The 17,166-nt window shown below is 74.1% G+C and carries 18 protein-coding genes; 7 read left to right on the top strand and 11 right to left on the bottom strand.

Translation table 11 applies throughout. The annotated features are described in order from the left end of the window. Positions 1 to 63: 63 nt before the first annotated feature. Both SMD20_RS04910 and fabI read left to right on the top strand, forming a co-directional pair. Positions 64 to 759, top strand: coding sequence for a beta-ketoacyl-ACP reductase (locus SMD20_RS04910; RefSeq protein WP_329575370.1), 696 nt, complete (start codon positions 64 to 66; stop codon positions 757 to 759). Position 760: 1 nt separating this feature from the next. Then, the gene (gene fabI, locus SMD20_RS04915; RefSeq protein WP_329575373.1) at positions 761 to 1,525 is read left to right on the top strand and encodes an enoyl-ACP reductase FabI; all 765 of its coding nucleotides are present in this window, start codon (positions 761 to 763) and stop codon (positions 1,523 to 1,525) included. Positions 1,526 to 1,598: 73 nt separating this feature from the next. Here the strand turns inward: fabI and SMD20_RS04920 are convergent, their stop codons facing one another. Both SMD20_RS04920 and SMD20_RS04925 read right to left on the bottom strand, forming a co-directional pair. After that, a complete protein-coding gene (locus SMD20_RS04920; protein WP_329575376.1) occupies positions 1,599 to 2,462 on the bottom strand; it encodes a hypothetical protein in 864 nt (287 codons plus the stop codon). Positions 2,463 to 2,586: 124 nt separating this feature from the next. Continuing rightward, positions 2,587 to 3,534 (bottom strand): aldo/keto reductase, encoded by a 948-nt coding sequence (locus tag SMD20_RS04925; protein WP_329575378.1) that lies wholly within the window; start codon positions 3,532 to 3,534, stop codon positions 2,587 to 2,589. 145 nt (positions 3,535 to 3,679) lie between these two features. Here SMD20_RS04925 and SMD20_RS04930 point away from each other — a divergent pair, with 145 nt between their 5' ends. Genes SMD20_RS04930 through mshC form a run of 5 tightly spaced genes read left to right on the top strand, consistent with a single transcriptional unit; the run spans position 3,680 to position 7,613 of the window. After that, positions 3,680 to 4,366 carry a histidine phosphatase family protein gene (locus SMD20_RS04930; protein WP_329575381.1) on the top strand — a complete coding sequence of 229 codons (687 nt, stop codon included), beginning with the start codon at positions 3,680 to 3,682 and terminating at the stop codon, positions 4,364 to 4,366. A 9-nt stretch (positions 4,367 to 4,375) separates the two neighbouring features. Further along, complete coding sequence (locus tag SMD20_RS04935) at positions 4,376 to 4,924, top strand: DUF3090 domain-containing protein (protein ID WP_329575385.1); 549 nt, start codon at positions 4,376 to 4,378, stop codon at positions 4,922 to 4,924. Further along, the gene (locus SMD20_RS04940) at positions 4,921 to 5,685 is read left to right on the top strand and encodes an SCO1664 family protein (RefSeq protein WP_329575388.1); all 765 of its coding nucleotides are present in this window, start codon (positions 4,921 to 4,923) and stop codon (positions 5,683 to 5,685) included. Before SMD20_RS04935 ends, SMD20_RS04940 begins: the two co-directional genes overlap by 4 nt. Before the next feature lie 31 nt (positions 5,686 to 5,716). Further along, positions 5,717 to 6,367 carry an NRDE family protein gene (locus SMD20_RS04945; RefSeq protein WP_329575391.1) on the top strand — a complete coding sequence of 217 codons (651 nt, stop codon included), beginning with the start codon at positions 5,717 to 5,719 and terminating at the stop codon, positions 6,365 to 6,367. A gap of 10 nt (positions 6,368 to 6,377) precedes the next feature. Then, positions 6,378 to 7,613 carry a cysteine--1-D-myo-inosityl 2-amino-2-deoxy-alpha-D-glucopyranoside ligase gene (mshC, locus tag SMD20_RS04950; RefSeq protein WP_329575394.1) on the top strand — a complete coding sequence of 412 codons (1,236 nt, stop codon included), beginning with the start codon at positions 6,378 to 6,380 and terminating at the stop codon, positions 7,611 to 7,613. 84 nt (positions 7,614 to 7,697) lie between these two features. On the opposite strand, the gene SMD20_RS04955 is transcribed toward mshC, so the two are convergent. Genes SMD20_RS04955 through SMD20_RS04995 form a run of 9 tightly spaced genes read right to left on the bottom strand, consistent with a single transcriptional unit; the run spans position 7,698 to position 17,015 of the window. Then, entirely contained in the window at positions 7,698 to 8,657 is a 960-nt protein-coding gene (locus SMD20_RS04955) for a UDP-glucuronic acid decarboxylase family protein (protein ID WP_329575397.1), read from the bottom strand. Then, entirely contained in the window at positions 8,654 to 9,541 is an 888-nt protein-coding gene (locus tag SMD20_RS04960; RefSeq protein ID WP_329575399.1) for a glycosyltransferase family 9 protein, read from the bottom strand. The genes SMD20_RS04955 and SMD20_RS04960 overlap by 4 nt, the downstream gene beginning before the upstream one ends. Further along, on the bottom strand, positions 9,532 to 10,206 hold the full coding sequence (locus SMD20_RS04965; protein ID WP_329575402.1) for an SDR family oxidoreductase: 675 nt from the start codon (positions 10,204 to 10,206) through the stop codon (positions 9,532 to 9,534). Before SMD20_RS04965 ends, SMD20_RS04960 begins: the two co-directional genes overlap by 10 nt. Beyond that, positions 10,203 to 11,534: a PfkB family carbohydrate kinase gene (locus SMD20_RS04970; protein WP_329575405.1), complete on the bottom strand. Its 1,332-nt coding sequence runs from the start codon at positions 11,532 to 11,534 to the stop codon at positions 10,203 to 10,205. Before SMD20_RS04970 ends, SMD20_RS04965 begins: the two co-directional genes overlap by 4 nt. Further along, complete coding sequence (locus SMD20_RS04975) at positions 11,535 to 12,083, bottom strand: D-sedoheptulose-7-phosphate isomerase (RefSeq protein WP_329575408.1); 549 nt, start codon at positions 12,081 to 12,083, stop codon at positions 11,535 to 11,537. Between the two features lie 3 nt (positions 12,084 to 12,086). Beyond that, positions 12,087 to 13,274 carry a glycosyltransferase gene (locus SMD20_RS04980; RefSeq protein WP_329575411.1) on the bottom strand — a complete coding sequence of 396 codons (1,188 nt, stop codon included), beginning with the start codon at positions 13,272 to 13,274 and terminating at the stop codon, positions 12,087 to 12,089. Then, positions 13,271 to 14,341, bottom strand: a complete 1,071-nt coding sequence (locus SMD20_RS04985) for a glycosyltransferase family 9 protein (protein WP_329575414.1) — start codon at positions 14,339 to 14,341, stop codon at positions 13,271 to 13,273. Before SMD20_RS04985 ends, SMD20_RS04980 begins: the two co-directional genes overlap by 4 nt. Beyond that, entirely contained in the window at positions 14,338 to 15,387 is a 1,050-nt protein-coding gene (locus SMD20_RS04990; protein ID WP_329575417.1) for a glycosyltransferase family 2 protein, read from the bottom strand. Before SMD20_RS04990 ends, SMD20_RS04985 begins: the two co-directional genes overlap by 4 nt. After that, on the bottom strand, positions 15,384 to 17,015 hold the full coding sequence (locus tag SMD20_RS04995) for a carbamoyltransferase family protein (RefSeq protein ID WP_329575418.1): 1,632 nt from the start codon (positions 17,013 to 17,015) through the stop codon (positions 15,384 to 15,386). Before SMD20_RS04995 ends, SMD20_RS04990 begins: the two co-directional genes overlap by 4 nt. Between the last annotated feature and the right edge of the window lie 151 nt (positions 17,016 to 17,166).

The following is a 17,166-nucleotide window of genomic DNA, read 5'->3' on the forward strand; positions in this document are numbered from 1 at the left end:
CCCTGTGATCTTGTCTCACCCGGACAACCGGATACCCGCCGGTAGGGGATAGCGTCTGGTGTCATGGCACGCTCTGTACTCGTCACCGGGGGCAACCGAGGCATCGGCCTCGCGATCGCCCGTGAACTCGCCGCGGAAGGCGACGCCGTCGCGGTCACCTATCGATCGGGGGAGCCTCCCGAGGGCCTGTTCGGCGTGCGCTGCGACGTCACCAGCACCGACGACGTCGAGGCCGCCTTCGACAAGGTCGAGGCCGAGCAGGGCCCGGTCGAGGTCCTCGTCTCCAACGCCGGCATCACCAAGGACACGTTGCTGGCGATGATGAAGGAGGACACCTTCACCGACGTCATCGACGCCAACCTCACCGGCGCCTACCGCGTCGCCAAGCGCGCGATCCGGCCCATGATGAAGCTCAAGCGCGGCCGCATCGTGCTCATCTCCTCCGTCGTGGGCCTGTCGGGACAGGCGGGCCAGGCCAACTACGCCGCCTCCAAGGCGGGCCTCGTCGGCTTCGCCCGCTCCCTGGCCCGCGAGTACGGCTCGCGCAACATCACGGTCAACGTCGTCTCGCCCGGCTTCGTCGCCACCGACATGACCTCGGGGCTCGACCAGGACAAGATCGTGGCCAACATCCCCCTCGGCAGGCAGGCCGCCCCCGAGGAGGTCGCGCGCGTCGTCCGCTTCCTGGCGAGCGACGACGCCTCCTACATCACCGGAGCCGTGATCCCGGTCGACGGCGGACTTGGAATGGGGCACTGACGTGGGCATTCTCGACGGCAAGCGGATTCTCGTGACGGGCGTGCTCACCGACGCCTCGATCGCCTTCTCGGTCGCCAAGCTGGCCCAGGAGGAGGGCGCGACGGTCGTGCTGACCGGGTTCGGGCGGCTCAGCCTGGTCGAGCGCATCGCCAAGCGGCTGCCGACCACGCCGCCGGTGCTGGAGCTCGACGTCCAGAACACCGAGCACCTCGACACCCTGGCCGACCGGGTCGGCGAGCACGTCGACGGCCTCGACGGCGTGGTGCACTCCATCGCCTTCGCCCCGCAGACGGCGCTCGGCGGCAACTTCCTCAACACGCCGTGGGAGGACGTCTCCACGGCGGTGCAGATCTCGACGTACTCGTACAAGTCGCTGGCCGTGGCCTGCCTGCCGCTCATGAAGGAGGGCGGCGCGGTGGTCGGCCTCGACTTCGACGCCTCCAAGGCGTGGCCGGTCTACGACTGGATGGGCGTGGCCAAGGCCGGCCTGGAGTCGTGCAACCGCTACCTCGCCCGCGACCTCGGCAAGCACGGCATCCGGGTCAACCTCGTGGCGGCCGGTCCGCTGCGTACGATGGCCGCCAAGTCGATCCCGGGCTTCAAGGAGTTCGAGGACAGCTGGCCGGACCGGGCCCCGCTCGGCTGGGACCTCGCCGACACCCTGCCGGCCGCCCGCGCCTGCGTGGCGCTGATGTCCGACTGGTTCCCCGCGACCACGGGCGAGATCGTGCACGTCGACGGCGGCGTCCACGCCATCGGCGGCTGACGCCCGCCAACCTGCAGCCGCCCGCCAACCTTCAGGCGCCCGCCGCTTTTCAGTCGGCCGCCGGGGCCTCGCGTCAGGCGAGGCGCTGGCGGCCGCCGCCTACGCGGGCCGGCTCGAACGGGATCGACTCGACCGGCTCGGTGCGCTGCCGCCGCTGCTGCACGATGCGCGTGGCCAGCACCGCCGAGCCGAGCAGCGCGATCGTCAGCACGGTGCCGAGCACGTCGGAGGCCGGGGGAGTGGGCCGGACCACCCGCTGGTCCCGCAGCGGCACGGTCAGCTCGCGGGCGAACGGGTTGGGCCACAGCAGGTCCACCCGGGGCTCCTCCGGATCGGCGGCGCGGGCGCTCTCCTCGCTCTCCTCGCGGCCGTCGTCGCCGGCGGGCCGGGGGCGGGCGCTGCCCGAAGGTGACGCGGTCACGCCCGGCACGGCCGACGCGGTGGCCGAGGCCGTCGGCGTGGTGGCCGGCTTCTTCACCGGGGGCCGGGCCGAACGGTCGCGCCGCGGCGGCGCCGAGGAGGTCGCGTCGGCCCGGGGGACCGGGTCGCCGGCGCACGCGTCCGGCGTGTCGCACGCGTCGTCGTCCTCACCGTGGGACTTCGTCGTGCGGGTGGCGTCCGGCGAGGCCGAGGCGGTCTCCCCGGAGGTGTCCGGCCGCCCGGTGGGGACGGCCTCGCCCACCCGGCCGAGCAGTTCGTCGGTGGTCTTCTCCACGGGCTTGGTCACCGGGTCGGTGATGCCGCCCGTGAGCGTGTCCACGGTGCCCGTGAGGGTGCCCACCACGTCGCACAGGGTGTTGGTCACCCCCGACAGCAGCCCCCCGTCCCGCGTGCAGTCCTGGGCGCTCGCCGCCGCCGCCACGGCGGGCCCCGCCCCGGGGACGGCCACCAGTGCCACCGCGAGAACTCCGGCCGAGATCGCGGTCCTGCTCCCCATCCGTCCCCTCCTGCGTTGCTTAGGGGAAAATCTTGATGGACGCCGCCCGCGGGCGCACGTTTTCGGCAGGTGAAGTTGCGATTCGGTATCGACTAGTGATACGCGAGAGAGCCTCTTGTTCCCCTCAGTCGAGTGACGACACATCGTCCAGGGCCTCACGGATCTCGATCGGCAGCACGACCTCCTCGGCCGGGAGCACGCCCTTGAGCTGCGCGTGCGTACGCGCCCCCACGATGGCGGAGGCCACGCCGGGCTGGTCGCGCACCCACGACAGCGCCACGGCCAGCGGCGAGACGCCGAGCCCGTCGGCGGCGGTCATCACCGCCTCCACCACCGCGCGCGAGCGCTCGTCGAGGTAGGGGCGGACGAAGTCGGCGAAGTGCGGCGTCGCGGCGCGCGAGTCGCCCGGGATGCCGGTGCGGTATTTGCCGGTCAGCACGCCCCGGCCGAGCGGCGACCAGGCCAGCACGCCGACCCCCAGGTGCGCGGCGGCGGGCAGCAGCTCGCGCTCCGGCTCGCGGGCCAGCAGGCTGTACTCGGCCTGCGCCGAGGTGATCGGGATGCGGCCGGGGATCGACTTCTGGGTGACCGCGGCGGCGGCGAGCTGCCAGCCGGTGTAGTCGCACACGCCGGCGTAGACCGCGCGGCCGGAGGAGACGATCGCGTCGAGCGCGGCCAGCGTCTCCTCCAGCGGCACCTCGTCGTCGTAGGTGTGCAGCTGCCACAGGTCGACGTAGTCGAGCCCGAGGCGGTTGAGCGAGTCGTCGACCGCGGCGATGAGGTGGCGGCGGGAGGCGTCGCGCGTGCGGCGGCCGGCGGGGGTCACCACGGCCTTGGTGGAGATCACCAGCTCCGAGCGGGGCACCGACTCGCGCAGCAGCCTGCCGAGGAGCCGCTCGGCGTCGCCGCCGGTGTAGACGTCGGCGGTGTCCACCAGCGTGCCCCCGGCGTCCAGGAACGTGCGGAGCTGGGCGGCCGCCTCGTCCGCGTCGGTGTCACGACCCCAGGTCATCGTGCCGAGCCCCAGCCGGGACACCGACAGGCCGCTGCGGCCGACATAGCGCTGCTCCATGATCCCGCCAGGTTACCGCCCTGGTGGCCGCGACGTCGTGATAGACGCCGTACGGGGCACGGACGCGCCCTCAGGGCCCGCCCGTCCTGGTGCCGGGCCGGATGCCGGTTTCGACACTGTGATCGAGGGCTGCGACACTTGCCCGGTGACCACGCTGCTGCTGGCCCGCCACGGGCTGACGGACCTCACCGGCCCGGTGCTGGCCGGCCGGACCCCGGGTGTGCGGCTGAGCGAGGCGGGGCGGGCGCAGGCCGTGGCGCTGGCCGGGCGCGTCGCCGGCGTCCGGCTCGACGCGATCGTCTCCAGCCCGCTCGAACGCTGCCAGGAGACGGCCGCGGCGGTGGCGGCGGGCCGCGACCTGCCGGTGCGGACGGACGAACGTTTCATCGAGTGCGGCTATGGCGAATGGACCGGCCGGCCGCTGAAGGAGCTCGCCAAGGAGCCGCTGTGGCAGGTCGTGCAGGCCCACCCGAGCGCGGCGGCGTTCCCCGGCGGGGAGTCGGTGGCGGACATGCAGCACCGGGCCGTCACGGCGGTGCGGGAGTGGAACCGACGCCTGGGGGAGAAGGGCGTCTACCTCGTCTGCAGCCACGGCGACGTGATCAAGTCGATCGTCGCCGACGCCCTGGGGCTCCACCTCGATCAGTTCCAGCGGATCACGGCCGATCCGGCGGCCCTCACCGTCATTCGCTACGCCCCCCTGCGTCCCTTTGTTCTCAGGCTCAACGATATGGGGGAATTGCGGCTTCCTGAGGATTCGGAGGAGAAAGACGGGGGAGAAAATCACACCGGGAGCGATGCCGCCGTCGGCGGCGGACCCGGAACCACGTAAGGTCAGGCTATGCCGGTCTTCGACTACGACCCACCAGAGAGGTTCGTCGCCGGCGCCCTGGGGCAGCCGGGCGCGCGGGTCTTCTATCTGCAGGCCAGGGCCGAGGGCAGACTGACCACGGTGGCGCTGGAGAAACTGCAGGTCGCCGCGCTCGCCGGCCGGCTCGACGAGCTCCTCGACGAGGTGCTGCGGCTCAGCGGGGGCACCGCCCACGTGCCCGCCGTGGCGCCGGCCGAGCTGACCGACGACGCCCCGCTCGATGTGCCCCTGGCCGAGGACTTCCGGGTCGGCACGATGGCGCTGGCGTGGGACGCCGAGCGGTCGCAGGTGGTGATCGAGGCGCAGGAGGTCGTCGACGAGGACGAGGTCGACGGCTCCGATCCCGCGATGCTCCGAGTGCGGATCAGCGCGGGGGCCGCGCGCGCGTTCACCAAGCGGGCGCTGCAGATCGTCGCGGCGGGCCGGCCGCCGTGCCCCCTGTGCGGGCAGCCGCTCGACGCCGCGGGGCATGTCTGTGTACGCCTCAACGGATATCGCGGGGGTGAGGCGGCTTCATGACCGCTCCGGAGAGCGAACCGGCCGTCAAGCCGTCCAGTCCACCGGGCATGAACGAGGAAGAGGCCCTCGCGCTGCTGCGCGACGGCCGGCTGGAGGTGGCGGGCCGCCTGGTCGAGGCCACCAACATGACGCTCTACTGCTCGGTCGCGCTGGGCGAGCGCACGGCGGCGTGCGTCTACAAGCCCGTACGCGGCGAGCGCCCCCTGTGGGACTTCCCCGACGGCACGCTGGCCGCCCGCGAGGTGGCCGCCTACGAGGTCTCCCGGGCCACCGGCTGGCGCATCGTGCCGCCCACCGTCTACCGCGAGGGCCCGTTCGGTCCCGGCATGTGCCAGCTCTGGATCGACACCGAGCGCGAGATCGACCTCATGCGCCTGGTCAAGAGCCGCAACCCGGTCGTACGGCGGATGGCGGTCTTCGACGCGATCGTCAACAACGCCGACCGCAAGGGCGGCCACCTGCTGCCGCTGCCCACGGGCCACGTCTACGGCGTCGACCACGGCGTGTGCTTCTCCGTCGAGGACAAACTGCGCACCGTGCTGTGGCAGTGGCGCGGCAAGCCCCTCTCCCGCGAGGCCGTCGCCGTGCTGGCCAAGCTGGAGCGCGACCTGGAGTCGGGCACGCTCGGCCGGCGGCTGCGTGAGCTGCTCACGCTGGCCGAGGTGGAGGCCACCTGGCAGCGGGTGCGGCGGCTGCTCGACACCGGGGTGCATCCCTACCCGTCGGAGGGCTGGCCCGCCGTCCCCTGGCCCCCGATCTGACGCACCATTCGGCGTTTACTACCCTTTGCCCATGTGCACGCTGATCGTACGGACGGGACGCCCCCTGACCCTCATGGGCGTGCGGGACGAGTTCACCGACCGGCCCTGGGAAGGGCCGGGGGAGCACTGGCCGGACTACCCGGGCGTGATCGGCGGGCGCGACCTCAAGGCCGGCGGCACCTGGCTTGCGGTCAACCCGGCGGCCCGGCGCGCCGCCGCCCTGCTCAACGGCCGCGGCCGGTCCGCCGCCGAGCGGACCAAGGTCTCGCGGGGCGATCTGGCGCTGCGGGCGGCGTACACAGGGGAGGGGCCGCGCGGCGACCTGTCCCGCTACGACCCCTTCCACCTGGTCCTGGCCACGCTGGACGGGGTCCGGCTGTTCAGCTGGGACGGCGAGCGCCTGACCACGGCCGACCTGCCGGACGGCACCAGCATGGTGGTCAACGAGGGCCTCGACCCGGTCAGCCCGCGCGTGCTGGCGCACCTGCCGCGCTTCGAGACGGCGGAGACCTGGCGCGACCTCGTCGCCGCCGAGCCGTCGGCCGACCCCGGCGCGCTCATCGTCCGGCACGAGCTGCCCGACGGGCGGATCTTCGCCTCGCTGTCGGTGATGGAGGTCGCGCTGTCGCCGGACGAAGTCACGTACGACTTCACCGACCTGACCCAGGAAACGGACGGATAGGCTCAAAGGCATGAGATCGTGGTCTGCCCAGAACGTCCCCAAGCTCCCCGGTGAGAGCATTCCGCTGCGTCTCTACGACACGTCCGCCAAGCAGGTCCGGCAGACCGACCCCGGCCCGACCGCCAGGATGTACGTCTGCGGCATCACCCCCTACGACGCCACCCACCTCGGCCACGCCAACACCTACCACGCCTTCGACCTGGTGGCCCGGATGTGGCTGGACGCCGGCCACGAGGTCCACTACACCCAGAACGCCACCGACGTGGACGACCCGCTGCTGGAGCGGGCCGCCCAGACCGGCGTCGACTGGCGGGAGCTGGCCGAGCGGGAGATCGAGCTGTTCCGCGGCGACATGGAGGCCCTGCGCATCCTGCCGCCCCGCGAGTACGTCGGCGTCACCGAGGTCGTCGACCGGGTGGCCGAGTCGATCGTGCGGCTGTCGGACAAGGGCGTCACCTACGACCTCGACGGCGACGTGTACTTCAGCGTCGCCGACGCCCCCAAGTTCGGCCAGGTCTCCGGCTACGACGAGGACGAGATGACGGCGCTGTTCGCCGAGCGCGGCGGCGACCCCGACCGGCCCGGCAAGCGCCACCCGCTCGACTGGCTGCTGTGGCGGGCCGAACGGCCGGGCGAGCCGGCCTGGGACTCCCGGCTGGGCAGGGGACGTCCCGGCTGGCACATCGAGTGCACCGCGATCGCGCTGGACAACCTGGGCGCCGGCTACGACGTCGCGGGCGGCGGCTCCGACCTGATCTTCCCCCACCACGAGTGCGGCGCCTCCGAGGGCCACGCGCTGACGGGGGAGTGGCCGTTCGCCAAGTTCTACACCCACGCGGGCATGGTCGCGCTGGACGGCGAGAAGATGTCGAAGTCCCGGGGCAACCTGGTCTTCGTCCGGCGGCTGCGCACCGAGCACGACCCGATGGCGGTCCGCCTGGTGCTGCTGGCCCACCACTACCGCGCCGACTGGGAGTACGTGCCGGAGCTGACGGCCGAGGCCGAGCGCAGGCTCGCCACGTGGCGCGCGGCCGTCGCCCGGGAGTCGGGGCCCTCGGCCGAGGACCTGCTGACGCGGGTGCGCGAGCGCCTGGCCGACGACCTCGACACGCCCGGCGCGCTGGCCGCCATCGACGCCTGGGCGGCGGACGCGGTGGCCGGCGGCGGCTCGGACCCCGGCGCTCCCGCCCTGGTCGCAGACCTGACCGACGCCCTGCTCGGCATCACGCTCCGAACCCCCGCCTGACGGCCCTGCCCGACGGCCCTGCCCGACGGTTCCGCCTGACGGTGCCCGCCCGGCGGTGCCGCCGGGCGGGCTCGTTCGCAGGTGTCAGGAGGCGTGCTCCAGCCGATCCGGCGCGCCGAGTTCGGCGCGGAACCACTCGATCGTGCGGCGCAGCCCCTCCTCCGCCGGCACCCGCGCCCGCCAGCCCAGCCGCTCGGCGGCGAGCGTGATGTCGGGCCGGCGCACCTTCGGGTCGTCGGTGGGCCGGTCGATGAAGGTGATCTCCGACGCCGACCCGGCGAGGTCCCGGATCAGGGTGGCCAGCTCCAGCATGGTCACCTCGTCCGGGTTGCCGATGTTGACCGGGCCGGCGAAGTCGCTGCGCGCCATCGCCAGGACCCCGGAGACGGTGTCCTCGACGTAGCAGATCGAGCGGGTCTGCGAGCCGTCGCCGGTGATCGTGATCGGCTCGCCCATGAGCGACTGCCGGATGAACGTCGGGATCGCCCGGCCGTCGAACGGGCGCATGCGCGGGCCGTAGGTGTTGAAGATGCGGACGATCCCCGTGTCGGTGCCGCGCGCCTGCCGGTAGGCCGTGGTCAGCGACTCGGCGAAGCGTTTGGCCTCGTCGTACACGCTGCGCGGCCCCACCGGGTTCACGTTGCCCCAGTACGTCTCCTTCTGCGGGTGCTCCAGCGGGTCGCCGTACACCTCGCTGGTGGAGGCGAGGACGAACCGGGCGCCCTTCTCCCTGGCCAGGCCGAGCGCGTGCAGGGTGCCGACGCTGCCCACCCGCAGCGTCTCGATGGGATAGCGCAGGTAGTCGGCGGGCGACGCGGCCGAGGCGAAGTGCAGCACCAGGTCCAGCCGGTCCGGCACGTGCACGAACCCGGTCAGGTCGCTCTCGACCAGCCGGAACCCCGGGCGCTCCATGAGGTGCTCGACGTTGCGCGGCCCACCGGTGAGGAAGCTGTCCATGCAGACGACCTCGGCGCCCTCCTCCAGCAGCCGCTCGCACAGGTACGAGCCGAGGAACCCGGCGCCTCCCGTGACCAAAGCCCTCATGACGTCACCTCCAGGGCAGCTTCGACGACTTCGGAAACCTCGATCTTGAGCAGGCCGGGATGCGGCCGTTCGCCGTGCGGGTCGCCGTTCTCGCCGGCCCACAGGGCCACGTGCCGCCAGCCGGGCGGCGGCCCCCACAGCGCCGGCGAGACCGGCCCGAACAGCACCACCGACGGCACGCAGAACGCGGTCGCCAGGTGCGCCACGCCGGTGTCGCCGCACACGACGAGCCGCGCCCGGCCGATCAGGTCGATCAGGTCGGCCAGTCCGGTGCGCCCGGCCAGCACCCGCTCCGGCGGCAGGCCGGCCAGCTCGGCGACCCGGCCGGCGATCGGCACCTCCTGCTCGTTGCCGGTGATCACCACGTCCTCCAGCGCCGCCGCGACCTGCGCGAAGCGCTCGGGAGGCCACCGCCGCGCCGGGAACGACGCGCCCGGATGGACGATCGCCGGGCCGCTGCGGTCGGAGATCCCGAGCGTCAGGTCGGCGGGGTCGGCCGGGATGCCGTGCCACTCCAGCAGCTCGCACCAGCGGCGTACCTCGTGCACGCCCTCGCGCCACATCGGCCCGGTGCCGTAGCTGATCAGCCGGCCCGGCCGCGTGGCCCGCAGCGCCTCGATGCTCTGCGGCCCCTTGCCGTGCAGGTTGACGGCGATGTCGGGCCGCTCGTACGGCAGCTCGTCCACCGGCACGGGCCCCGGCCCGGCGACGTGCACCTGGCCGTCCACCGCCCCGATCAGCGGCAGCAGCGGCTCCAGCGCCCGCGGCGCGGCGAGCGTGACGCGATGGCCGGGGAACGCCTGGCGCAGGGCCCGCAGCGCGGGCACGGCCGTGAGCAGGTCGCCCAGGCCGAGCCCGCGCAGAGCCAGGAGCTCTAGGGCCATGACGTCTCCGTCGAGGGGCAGACCACGAGCTCTCTCACCTCGCATCCGGCCGGCTGCCGCAGCGCGAACACGACCGCCTGGGCGACGTCGGCGGGGTCGTTCAGCCCGGCCTCCGGGCCCGGTTTGTACTGCTCGGGACGGCCGTCGAAGAAGCTCGTACGCATGCCGCCGGGGACGAGCAGGGTGACCCCCACCTCGCCGCGCAGCTCGACGGCCAGCGCGCGGGTGAGGCCGACGACGCCGAACTTCGAGGCCGAGTACGCCGAGGCGTCGCTCAGCGGCCGCAGCCCCAGCGTCGAGGCGCAGGTGACGATCCTGCCGCGGGTGTGCTTCAGGTACGGCAGCGCCGCCCGGATGACCGACGCCGTGCCCAGCAGGTTGACCTTGACGACCCGTTCCCAGTCGTCGGCGGGCACGTCCTCCATCCGCCCGCAGACGTCGATGCCTGCGGCGGTGACGACGCCGTCCAGGCCGCCGGCCCGCTCGGCCAGCTCGCGGACCGCCCGCTCGGCCTCGCCCCGGTCGGCCAGGTCGGCCGTGACGTGCTCGAAGCGCTGATCCGGCGGGCGTACGTCGACGACGAGCGCCCGCCAGCCCTCCTTCTCGACGGCCTCGGCGGTGGCCAGGCCGAGTCCGGAGGCTCCCCCGGTAATCAAGATCTTCACTGGATCTCCCTGATCAGGTTGGTGGTGGAACGCCCCGGCAGCGTGCTCAGCACGACGATCTCCGCGCCGAGCCTGCCGAGGACCTCGGACTCGGGCAGGAACTCCCCCTCGTAGTCCCCGCCCTTGACCCACACGTCGGGGCGCAGCAGCGCGATCGCGCGGTCCGGGGTGTTCTCCTCGAACACCAGCACCGCGTCCACGCAGCTGAGCGCCCGCAGCACCTCGACCCGGTCGCGCACGTCCACGACGGGCCGCTGCGGGCCCTTGAGGCGGCGTACCGAGTCGTCGGAGTTGACGCAGACGACGAGCGCGTCGCCGAGCGCCCTGGCCCGCCGCAGCAGGCTCACGTGGCCCGCGTGCAGCAGGTCGAAGCAGCCGCCGGTGGCGATGAGCCGGCCCCCGCTGGCGCGGGTGAACTCGGCCACCTCCAGCGCCGTGCGCGGCCGGTCGCCGAGCTGCTGCTCGGCGACCTTGACGTTGGCGGCGCCGCCGCGCTCGACGAAGCGCGAGGCCTCGCCGACGCCGATGGTCACCGCGTCCTTGACGTCGAGGCCGTCGCGCAGCGCCAGCGCCGCGGCGCCGGCGAAGCGGTCGCCCGCGCCGCACGCGTCCCGGCCGCCGGCCTGCACCGGCGGTGGGACGTGCGCGAACGGGCCGCCCTCCACGGCGAGCGCGGCCCCGTGCGCGCCCGTCGTCACGGCCACGGCCCGCGCCCGCAGCTTGCGTACGAGCTGCCGGGCCGCCTGCTCGGGCCCCGCCCACCCGGTCGGGCACAACGCCCGTGCCTCCGCCTCGCTCGGCGTCAGCAGCGCGCAGCCGGGCATCGGCTGCTCGCCCCGGGGATGCGGGTCCCAGACCACCGGCACGTCGATGCCGTACAGCAGCTCGCGGGCCATCCTGGCCACGCCCCTGCCGTAGTCGGACACGAGCACCGCCCCGGCCCGCCGGACGGCCTCCATCGCCGCGTCGGTCGGCGCGCAGCCGGCCAGTCCGTCGCCGCTGTCCAGCCTGACCAGGGTCTGACCGCGCGAGCGGACCCTGGTCTTGCGCACCGTGCCGCCGCTCAGCGGCAGCCGGAGCAGCTCCAGCTCCTCCGACAGCAGCCCGCACAGGCGGTGCCCGTCGGGGTCCTCGCCGATGGCCGTGACCAGCACGACCTCGGCGCCGTCGCGGGCGGCCAGCAGCGCGGCCAGCCCGGCCCCGCCCGGCCGCGCCAGCTCCGCGGCGACGTCCACCACGGGAACCGGCGCGTCCGGGCAGAGCCGGCCGGAGTCGCCCTCCACGTCGACGTCCAGCAGCGTGTCGCCGATCACCACGAGCGGCCCCATCTACAGTGCCTCCTCTAGTGCCTCGCACAGCAGGTGGATCATGGCCAGGTGCACCTCCTGCACGGTGGCGGTCTCCTCGGAGGGGACGACCACCGCGCCGTCGCACAGCTCGGTCAGCGGATTGGGGCCGGGGCCGGTCATGGCCCAGGCCAGCACCTCGCCCTCGCGGGCGGCGCGCGCGGCGGCCAGCACGTTGGGGCTGGAGCCGCTGGTGGACAGGCACAGGAGCACGTCGCCGGGACGGCCGTGCGCGCGCACCTGGCGGGCGTAGACCTCCTCGGCCCCGAAGTCGTTGGCGATCGCCGTCATCGACGAGGTGTCGGCGTGCAGCGCGATCGCCGCGTACGGCCGCCGGTCGTCGCGGAAGCGGCCGACCAGCTCCGCCGACAGGTGCTGCGCCTCGGCGGCCGAGCCGCCGTTGCCGCACACCAGCAGCCGGCCGCCGCGGCCGAGCGAGCCGGCCAGCCACGCACCCCAGGCGCGTACGACGGCGGCCTGCTCGTCGACCTTCTCCAGCGTGTTCCAGAGCTTTTTGAGATGGACGTCCATCCGCTAACCCCCCATCGCCTCTAGGCCGCACAGCCTGCCGCCGATGACCTGCGTGTAGACGGTCTCGGTGCGTTCGGCGATCCGCGGCCAGCCGTAGCGCTCGCGGGCGCGCCTGGCCCCCGCGGCGCCGACGCGGGCCCGCTCGTGCTCGTCGCCGAGCAGGTCCAGCAGCGCTCTGGCCAGCGCCCGCGGCCGGCGCGGCGGGACCAGCACGCCGCAGCCGGCCACGGTGTCGAGATGTCCGCCGACGGCCGAGGCCACGACGGGGACGCCGCAGGCCATGGCCTCGACCGTGACCATGCCGAACGGCTCGTACCAGGGGACGGTGACCAGCACGTCGGCCGCGCGCATCAGCGCGGGCACGTGGGCGCGCGGCACGCTGCCGATCACGTGCACGCGTTCCGCCAGGCCGTAGGCGGCGGCCAGCTCGCGCAGCCGGACGGCCTCCTCGTCGCCGGGGCCGCCGCCGGCGATCACCAGCTCGGCCCCGGGCACCTGGCGCAGCGCCGCGATGACGGTGTCGACGCCCTTGCGCGGCACCATCCGGCCGATGCTGAGGATCATCCTGCCGGCGGTGCGCGGCGCCTTGGGGCCGTCGGGCCGGAAGTGCTCCAGGTCCACGCCGCAGGGCACGACCGTGATGCGCTGCTCGGGGATGCCCATCGCGCACAGCTCGCCCACCTCGTCGCCGCAGGTGGCGAGGACGGCGTCGGCGTGCTTGCCGATCTCCCGCTCGGTGTCGATCCGGTGCGCCGGGCTGGTGTCGGCCTCGCCCTGCCAGCGCCGCTTGACCGTGCCGAGGGCGTGGAACGTCTGCACCACGGGGAAACCGTCGGCGGCCTGGAGCGCGGCCTGCCCGCTCATCCAGAAGTGCGCGTGCGCGACGTCGGGCGGGTCGATCGCCCAGCGGTCGGCGAGGAAGTCGGTGAACTCGGGCATGTACGGCGGCAGCTCGTCCTTCGGGACGTGCGCCGCCGGCCCGGCCGGGACGTACTCGACGACGACGCCGGGCGCGAGACGCACCGAGCGGGGCTGGGTCCGCGACGAGCGCCGCGTGTGGACGACGACCTGGTGGCCGCGATCGGCCAGCGCGAGGGCGAGGGCGGCCACGTACACGTTCTGGCCGCCCGAGTCCACGCCGCCGACGGCGGCGAGCGGGTCCGCGTGCTCGGAGATGAGATCGACCTTCACTGCGTCAGCTCCCTCACTGCCTTGACCACCTGCTCACTCGTGACCTGGGACAGGCATGGGTGTCCGGGGACCGGGCAGGTGCGCGCCCTGCTGTCCCTGCAGGGCGCCTGCTGGTCGCCGAGCAGCACGGTCGCGACCCCGTACGGGGCCCACCGGGCGGCCGGGACGACGGGGGCGAACAGGCTCACGACCGGCGTGCCGACCGCCGCCGCGAGATGCGCGGGGCCGGTGTTGCCGGCCACGAGCACGCTCGCCCGCTCGATCACGGCGGCCAGTTCGGCCAGAGTGGTCGCGCCGCCGAGGTCGGCGGCGTCGTCGCCGGCGACGTAGGCGGTGAGGTCTCGTTCCGTGCCGGTGACGGCGACCCGATGCCCGTCCTCCGTCAGCTCCCGCACGGCCTGCCGGTGCCGTTCGGCGGGCCAGTTGCGCGCGGGTGCCGACGTCCCTGGATGCACCACGACATAAGAGCCTTTGTCGGCCTCGGCGCCGACACCGAAGAAGTGCCCGGTAATCGCGGTGATATCCGGCAAGGGGTGTTGAACAGCGAGTTTGCCGTCGTCGCCCGGTGGCGGCGGGAACCCCGCCGCCCGGGCCACGGCCAGCATGCGCTCGGCCTCGGGCACGTCCACGCTCTCGTCCCACCGGTGGCGTACGTCGAGCAGCGAGCCCGGGTAGTCGTTGCTGATCGCGGCGATGCGCCCCACCCCGGCCAGCCGCAGCAGCAGCGCGAGCGGCAGCGCCGACTGGTGGAACGAGGTGAGGATCACCGCCTCGTCGATGCCGCGCAGGCGGGCGACCAGGTCGTCCACCTGCTCCCGGCCGACCGGCGGGGGAGTGTGGTCGATCCACGGCGCCCGCCAGGTGAGCACGCGGTCCACGCCGGGCAGCAGCTCGGCGGCGGCCCGGCCGTGAGGGCCGGCGAGGAAGACCACCTCGGCCGCGTGCGCGGCCACGGCCCGCACGGCCGGACCGGCCAGCAGCACGTCACCGGCGTCGTCCAGCCGGGCGACGAGCACGCGCCCCCTGCCGCCGGGCCCGCCGGCGGCTCGCAGCGTCCTGTCGCTCATCGGCGCACCTTCCATTCCCCCCGCATCCGGTGCACGCACGCGACCGGCGGGATCACCACGCTGGTGACGGCCATTCGCCACAGCTCGTCGGGGGTACGGGGACCGGGCGCGATCCTGCGCCAGGCGAACTCGGCGGTCAGCACCGCCCAGGCGGCCCCGGCCGCCACGGCCAGGGCCGGGACCAGCCGCGCGGGCGTGCCGGGGACGACCGGCCCCCGGACCCGCGTGGCCAGCACGGCCAGCGCCAGCGCGGACAGCCCGGCCGCGCTGGTCACCGCGTGCGCCCGCAGGCGGCCGCGACCGCCGCCGATCAGCCCGCGCCAGCCTGGCCCGTGCAGGCGCCGCATGAGCGCGTCGTCGGCGTTGCCGCGCTGGAAGCGCACGCTGGCCCAGAAGCCGTCCTGGCGGACCGGGTGCCGCGTGACGCGCGTCCCGCGCACCAGCCGGTGCCCGGCCCGCGTCACGCGCAGCGCCAGGTCGGCGTCCTCGCGGTAGGCGCGGGGGAAGCGCTCGTCGAAACCGCCGGCCTCCTCCAGCGCGGCGCGCCGGTAGGCCATGTCGGCGGTCACCCACGACGCGCCGGTGAGCCCGGCGGTGTGCCGCTCGCCGTCGGTGGGCGGCCGGTGCGCGGGCAGCGGGACGACGATCCGGCCCTGGCTGCCCGCGACGTCGCCGGGCAGGCCGGTCAGGTCCGCGCGGAGCGCTTCCGCCCAGCCCGGCTCGGGGATCACGTCGTCGTCGAGGAAGACGATCCAGGGGGTGTCCGCCGCACGCCATCCGGCGTTGCGGGCGGCCGCGGGGCCTCTTCCGCCACTGCGCACCAGGCGCACGTGGGCAGGCGGATGTTTCAGAACGGTGGGCATGCCGAACTCCCTTGAGTGGCTGCCACCGCCGTCACCGACTGTACATGATGCGACGCCGTGCGTAGTAGCGGGACGGTCGTCCACCACGACGACCGGCACGCCGGAGCCGATCGCGGCGATCGTCTCGCGCAGCGTCGGCCGCCCGACGGTGGGGATCACGACGGTGATCATGAACGTGATCACGAGCCGAACACCTCCCGCCGCCGCACCACGTACGGGCCGAGGACCAGCACCTCCACCGGCGCGGACCCGAAGCACTCCAGGGCGTCGCGCGGGTCGTCCACCATGGGCCGGCCTGCCGTGTTCAGGCTGGTGTTGACGAGCACCGGCAGCCCGGTGCGCCGCTCGAACTCGGTGAGCAGCCGCGCCACCAGCGGCTCGTCGGCCGGCGAGACCGTCTGGACGCGCGCGGTGCCGTCCACGTGCACGACCGCGGGAACGCGGGCCGCCCACTCCGGGCGCACGTCGTGCACGAACAGCATGTACGGCGACGGCACCGGCCCCCTCCCGAAGACCTCACGCGCCCGCGACTCCAGCACCATCGGCGCCACCGGCCTGAACTGCTCGCGCCCCTTGACGTCGTTGAGCCGCTCGGTGTTGGCCGCGTGCCCCGGATGCGCCAGCAGCGACCGGTGGCCGAGCGCCCGCGGGCCGTACTCGGACCGGCCCTGGAACCAGGCCACGATCCGGTTCGCGGCCAGCTCGGCCGCGACCTCGGCGGCCAGGTCGGCGGGCCGCGTGCACGGCACCCGCGCCACGTCCAGCCAGGCGCCCAGCTCCTCGTCGGTGAAGCCGCGCCCCAGCGCCGCGGTGCCCATGGGCGCGGCCGGTTCGCCGTACGCCTGCGCGAGGTGCAGCGCGCCGCCGAGCGCGGTGCCGGAGTCCCCGGCCGCGGGCTGCACCCACACCTCCGCGAACGGCCCCTCCTCCAGCAGCCGCGTGTTGGCCACGCAGTTGAGCGCGACGCCCCCGGCCAGGGCGAGGCGCCGCTCGCCGGTGCGCTCGTGGAGCCAGCGCGCCAGCTCCATGAGCACCTCCTCCAGCCGCGCCTGCACGCTGGCGGCCAGGTCGGCGTGGTCGGAGGTCCACGGAGCGCCCCTGGGCAGCGCCTTGGCGTAACCGTTCCAGTCGACCGGCTCGACGCGGAACCCGCCGTCGCCGGTCGAGCGGATCACCTCGCGCAGCGCGTCCAGGTGACGGGGGCGGCCGTAGGAGGCCATCGCCATGACCTTGTACTCGTCGCTGGAGCGCAGGAAGCCCAGGTGCTCGGTGACGTCCTCGTACATGAGGCCGAGCGAGTGCGGCAGCTCCTGCGCGGCCAGCACCTCCAGCTCGCCGTCCCGGTAGCGGCCGGCCAGGTGCGAGACGTTCTCGCCGCGGCCGTCGCACACCAGCACCGCGCAGTCGCGCCAGGGCGAGGCGAGGCCGGCCGAGGCGGCGTGCGCCACGTGGTGCGGCACGTACGTCACCCGCGCCGGGTCCAGCCCCGGCAGCGCCGTGGCGAGGAACAGCGGGGCGCGCACCGCGTACGTCGTGCGCAGGTCCTCCCAGTCGTCCTCCGGCCGCCGCACCACGAGCGACGGGTCGTAGGAGTAGGCGACCGCGTCCACGTCCTCGGGGGAGAGACCCGCCTCGCGCAGGCACCACGCGGCGGCCTGCTCGGGAAGCTCCCAGGCGGAGAACGCCAGCGGCCGCTTGCCGTGCTTGCGGCGGCTGAAGCGTTCCTCCTCCGCCGCGGCGACGATCCGCCCGCCGGCGACGAGCGCCGCCGCCGGGTCATGGAAGACCGCGTTGATCCCGAGAAACCTCATCGTGCCTCCCCCGTGGGATGGAGAACCGCTACCGAGAGAAGCGGTGGTCAAACCTCGCGCAACCGCCCGAAGTGCGAAAACGCTCCCGGAACACCCCCTTTCGCCGGGCAATGGTCACGCTGCGTGGTTGTTTGCCGGAATGCCCCCCGGG

Source organism: Nonomuraea sp. LP-02 (genome assembly GCF_036289125.1).
Classification (GTDB): Bacteria; Actinomycetota; Actinomycetes; order Streptosporangiales; family Streptosporangiaceae; genus Nonomuraea; species Nonomuraea bangladeshensis.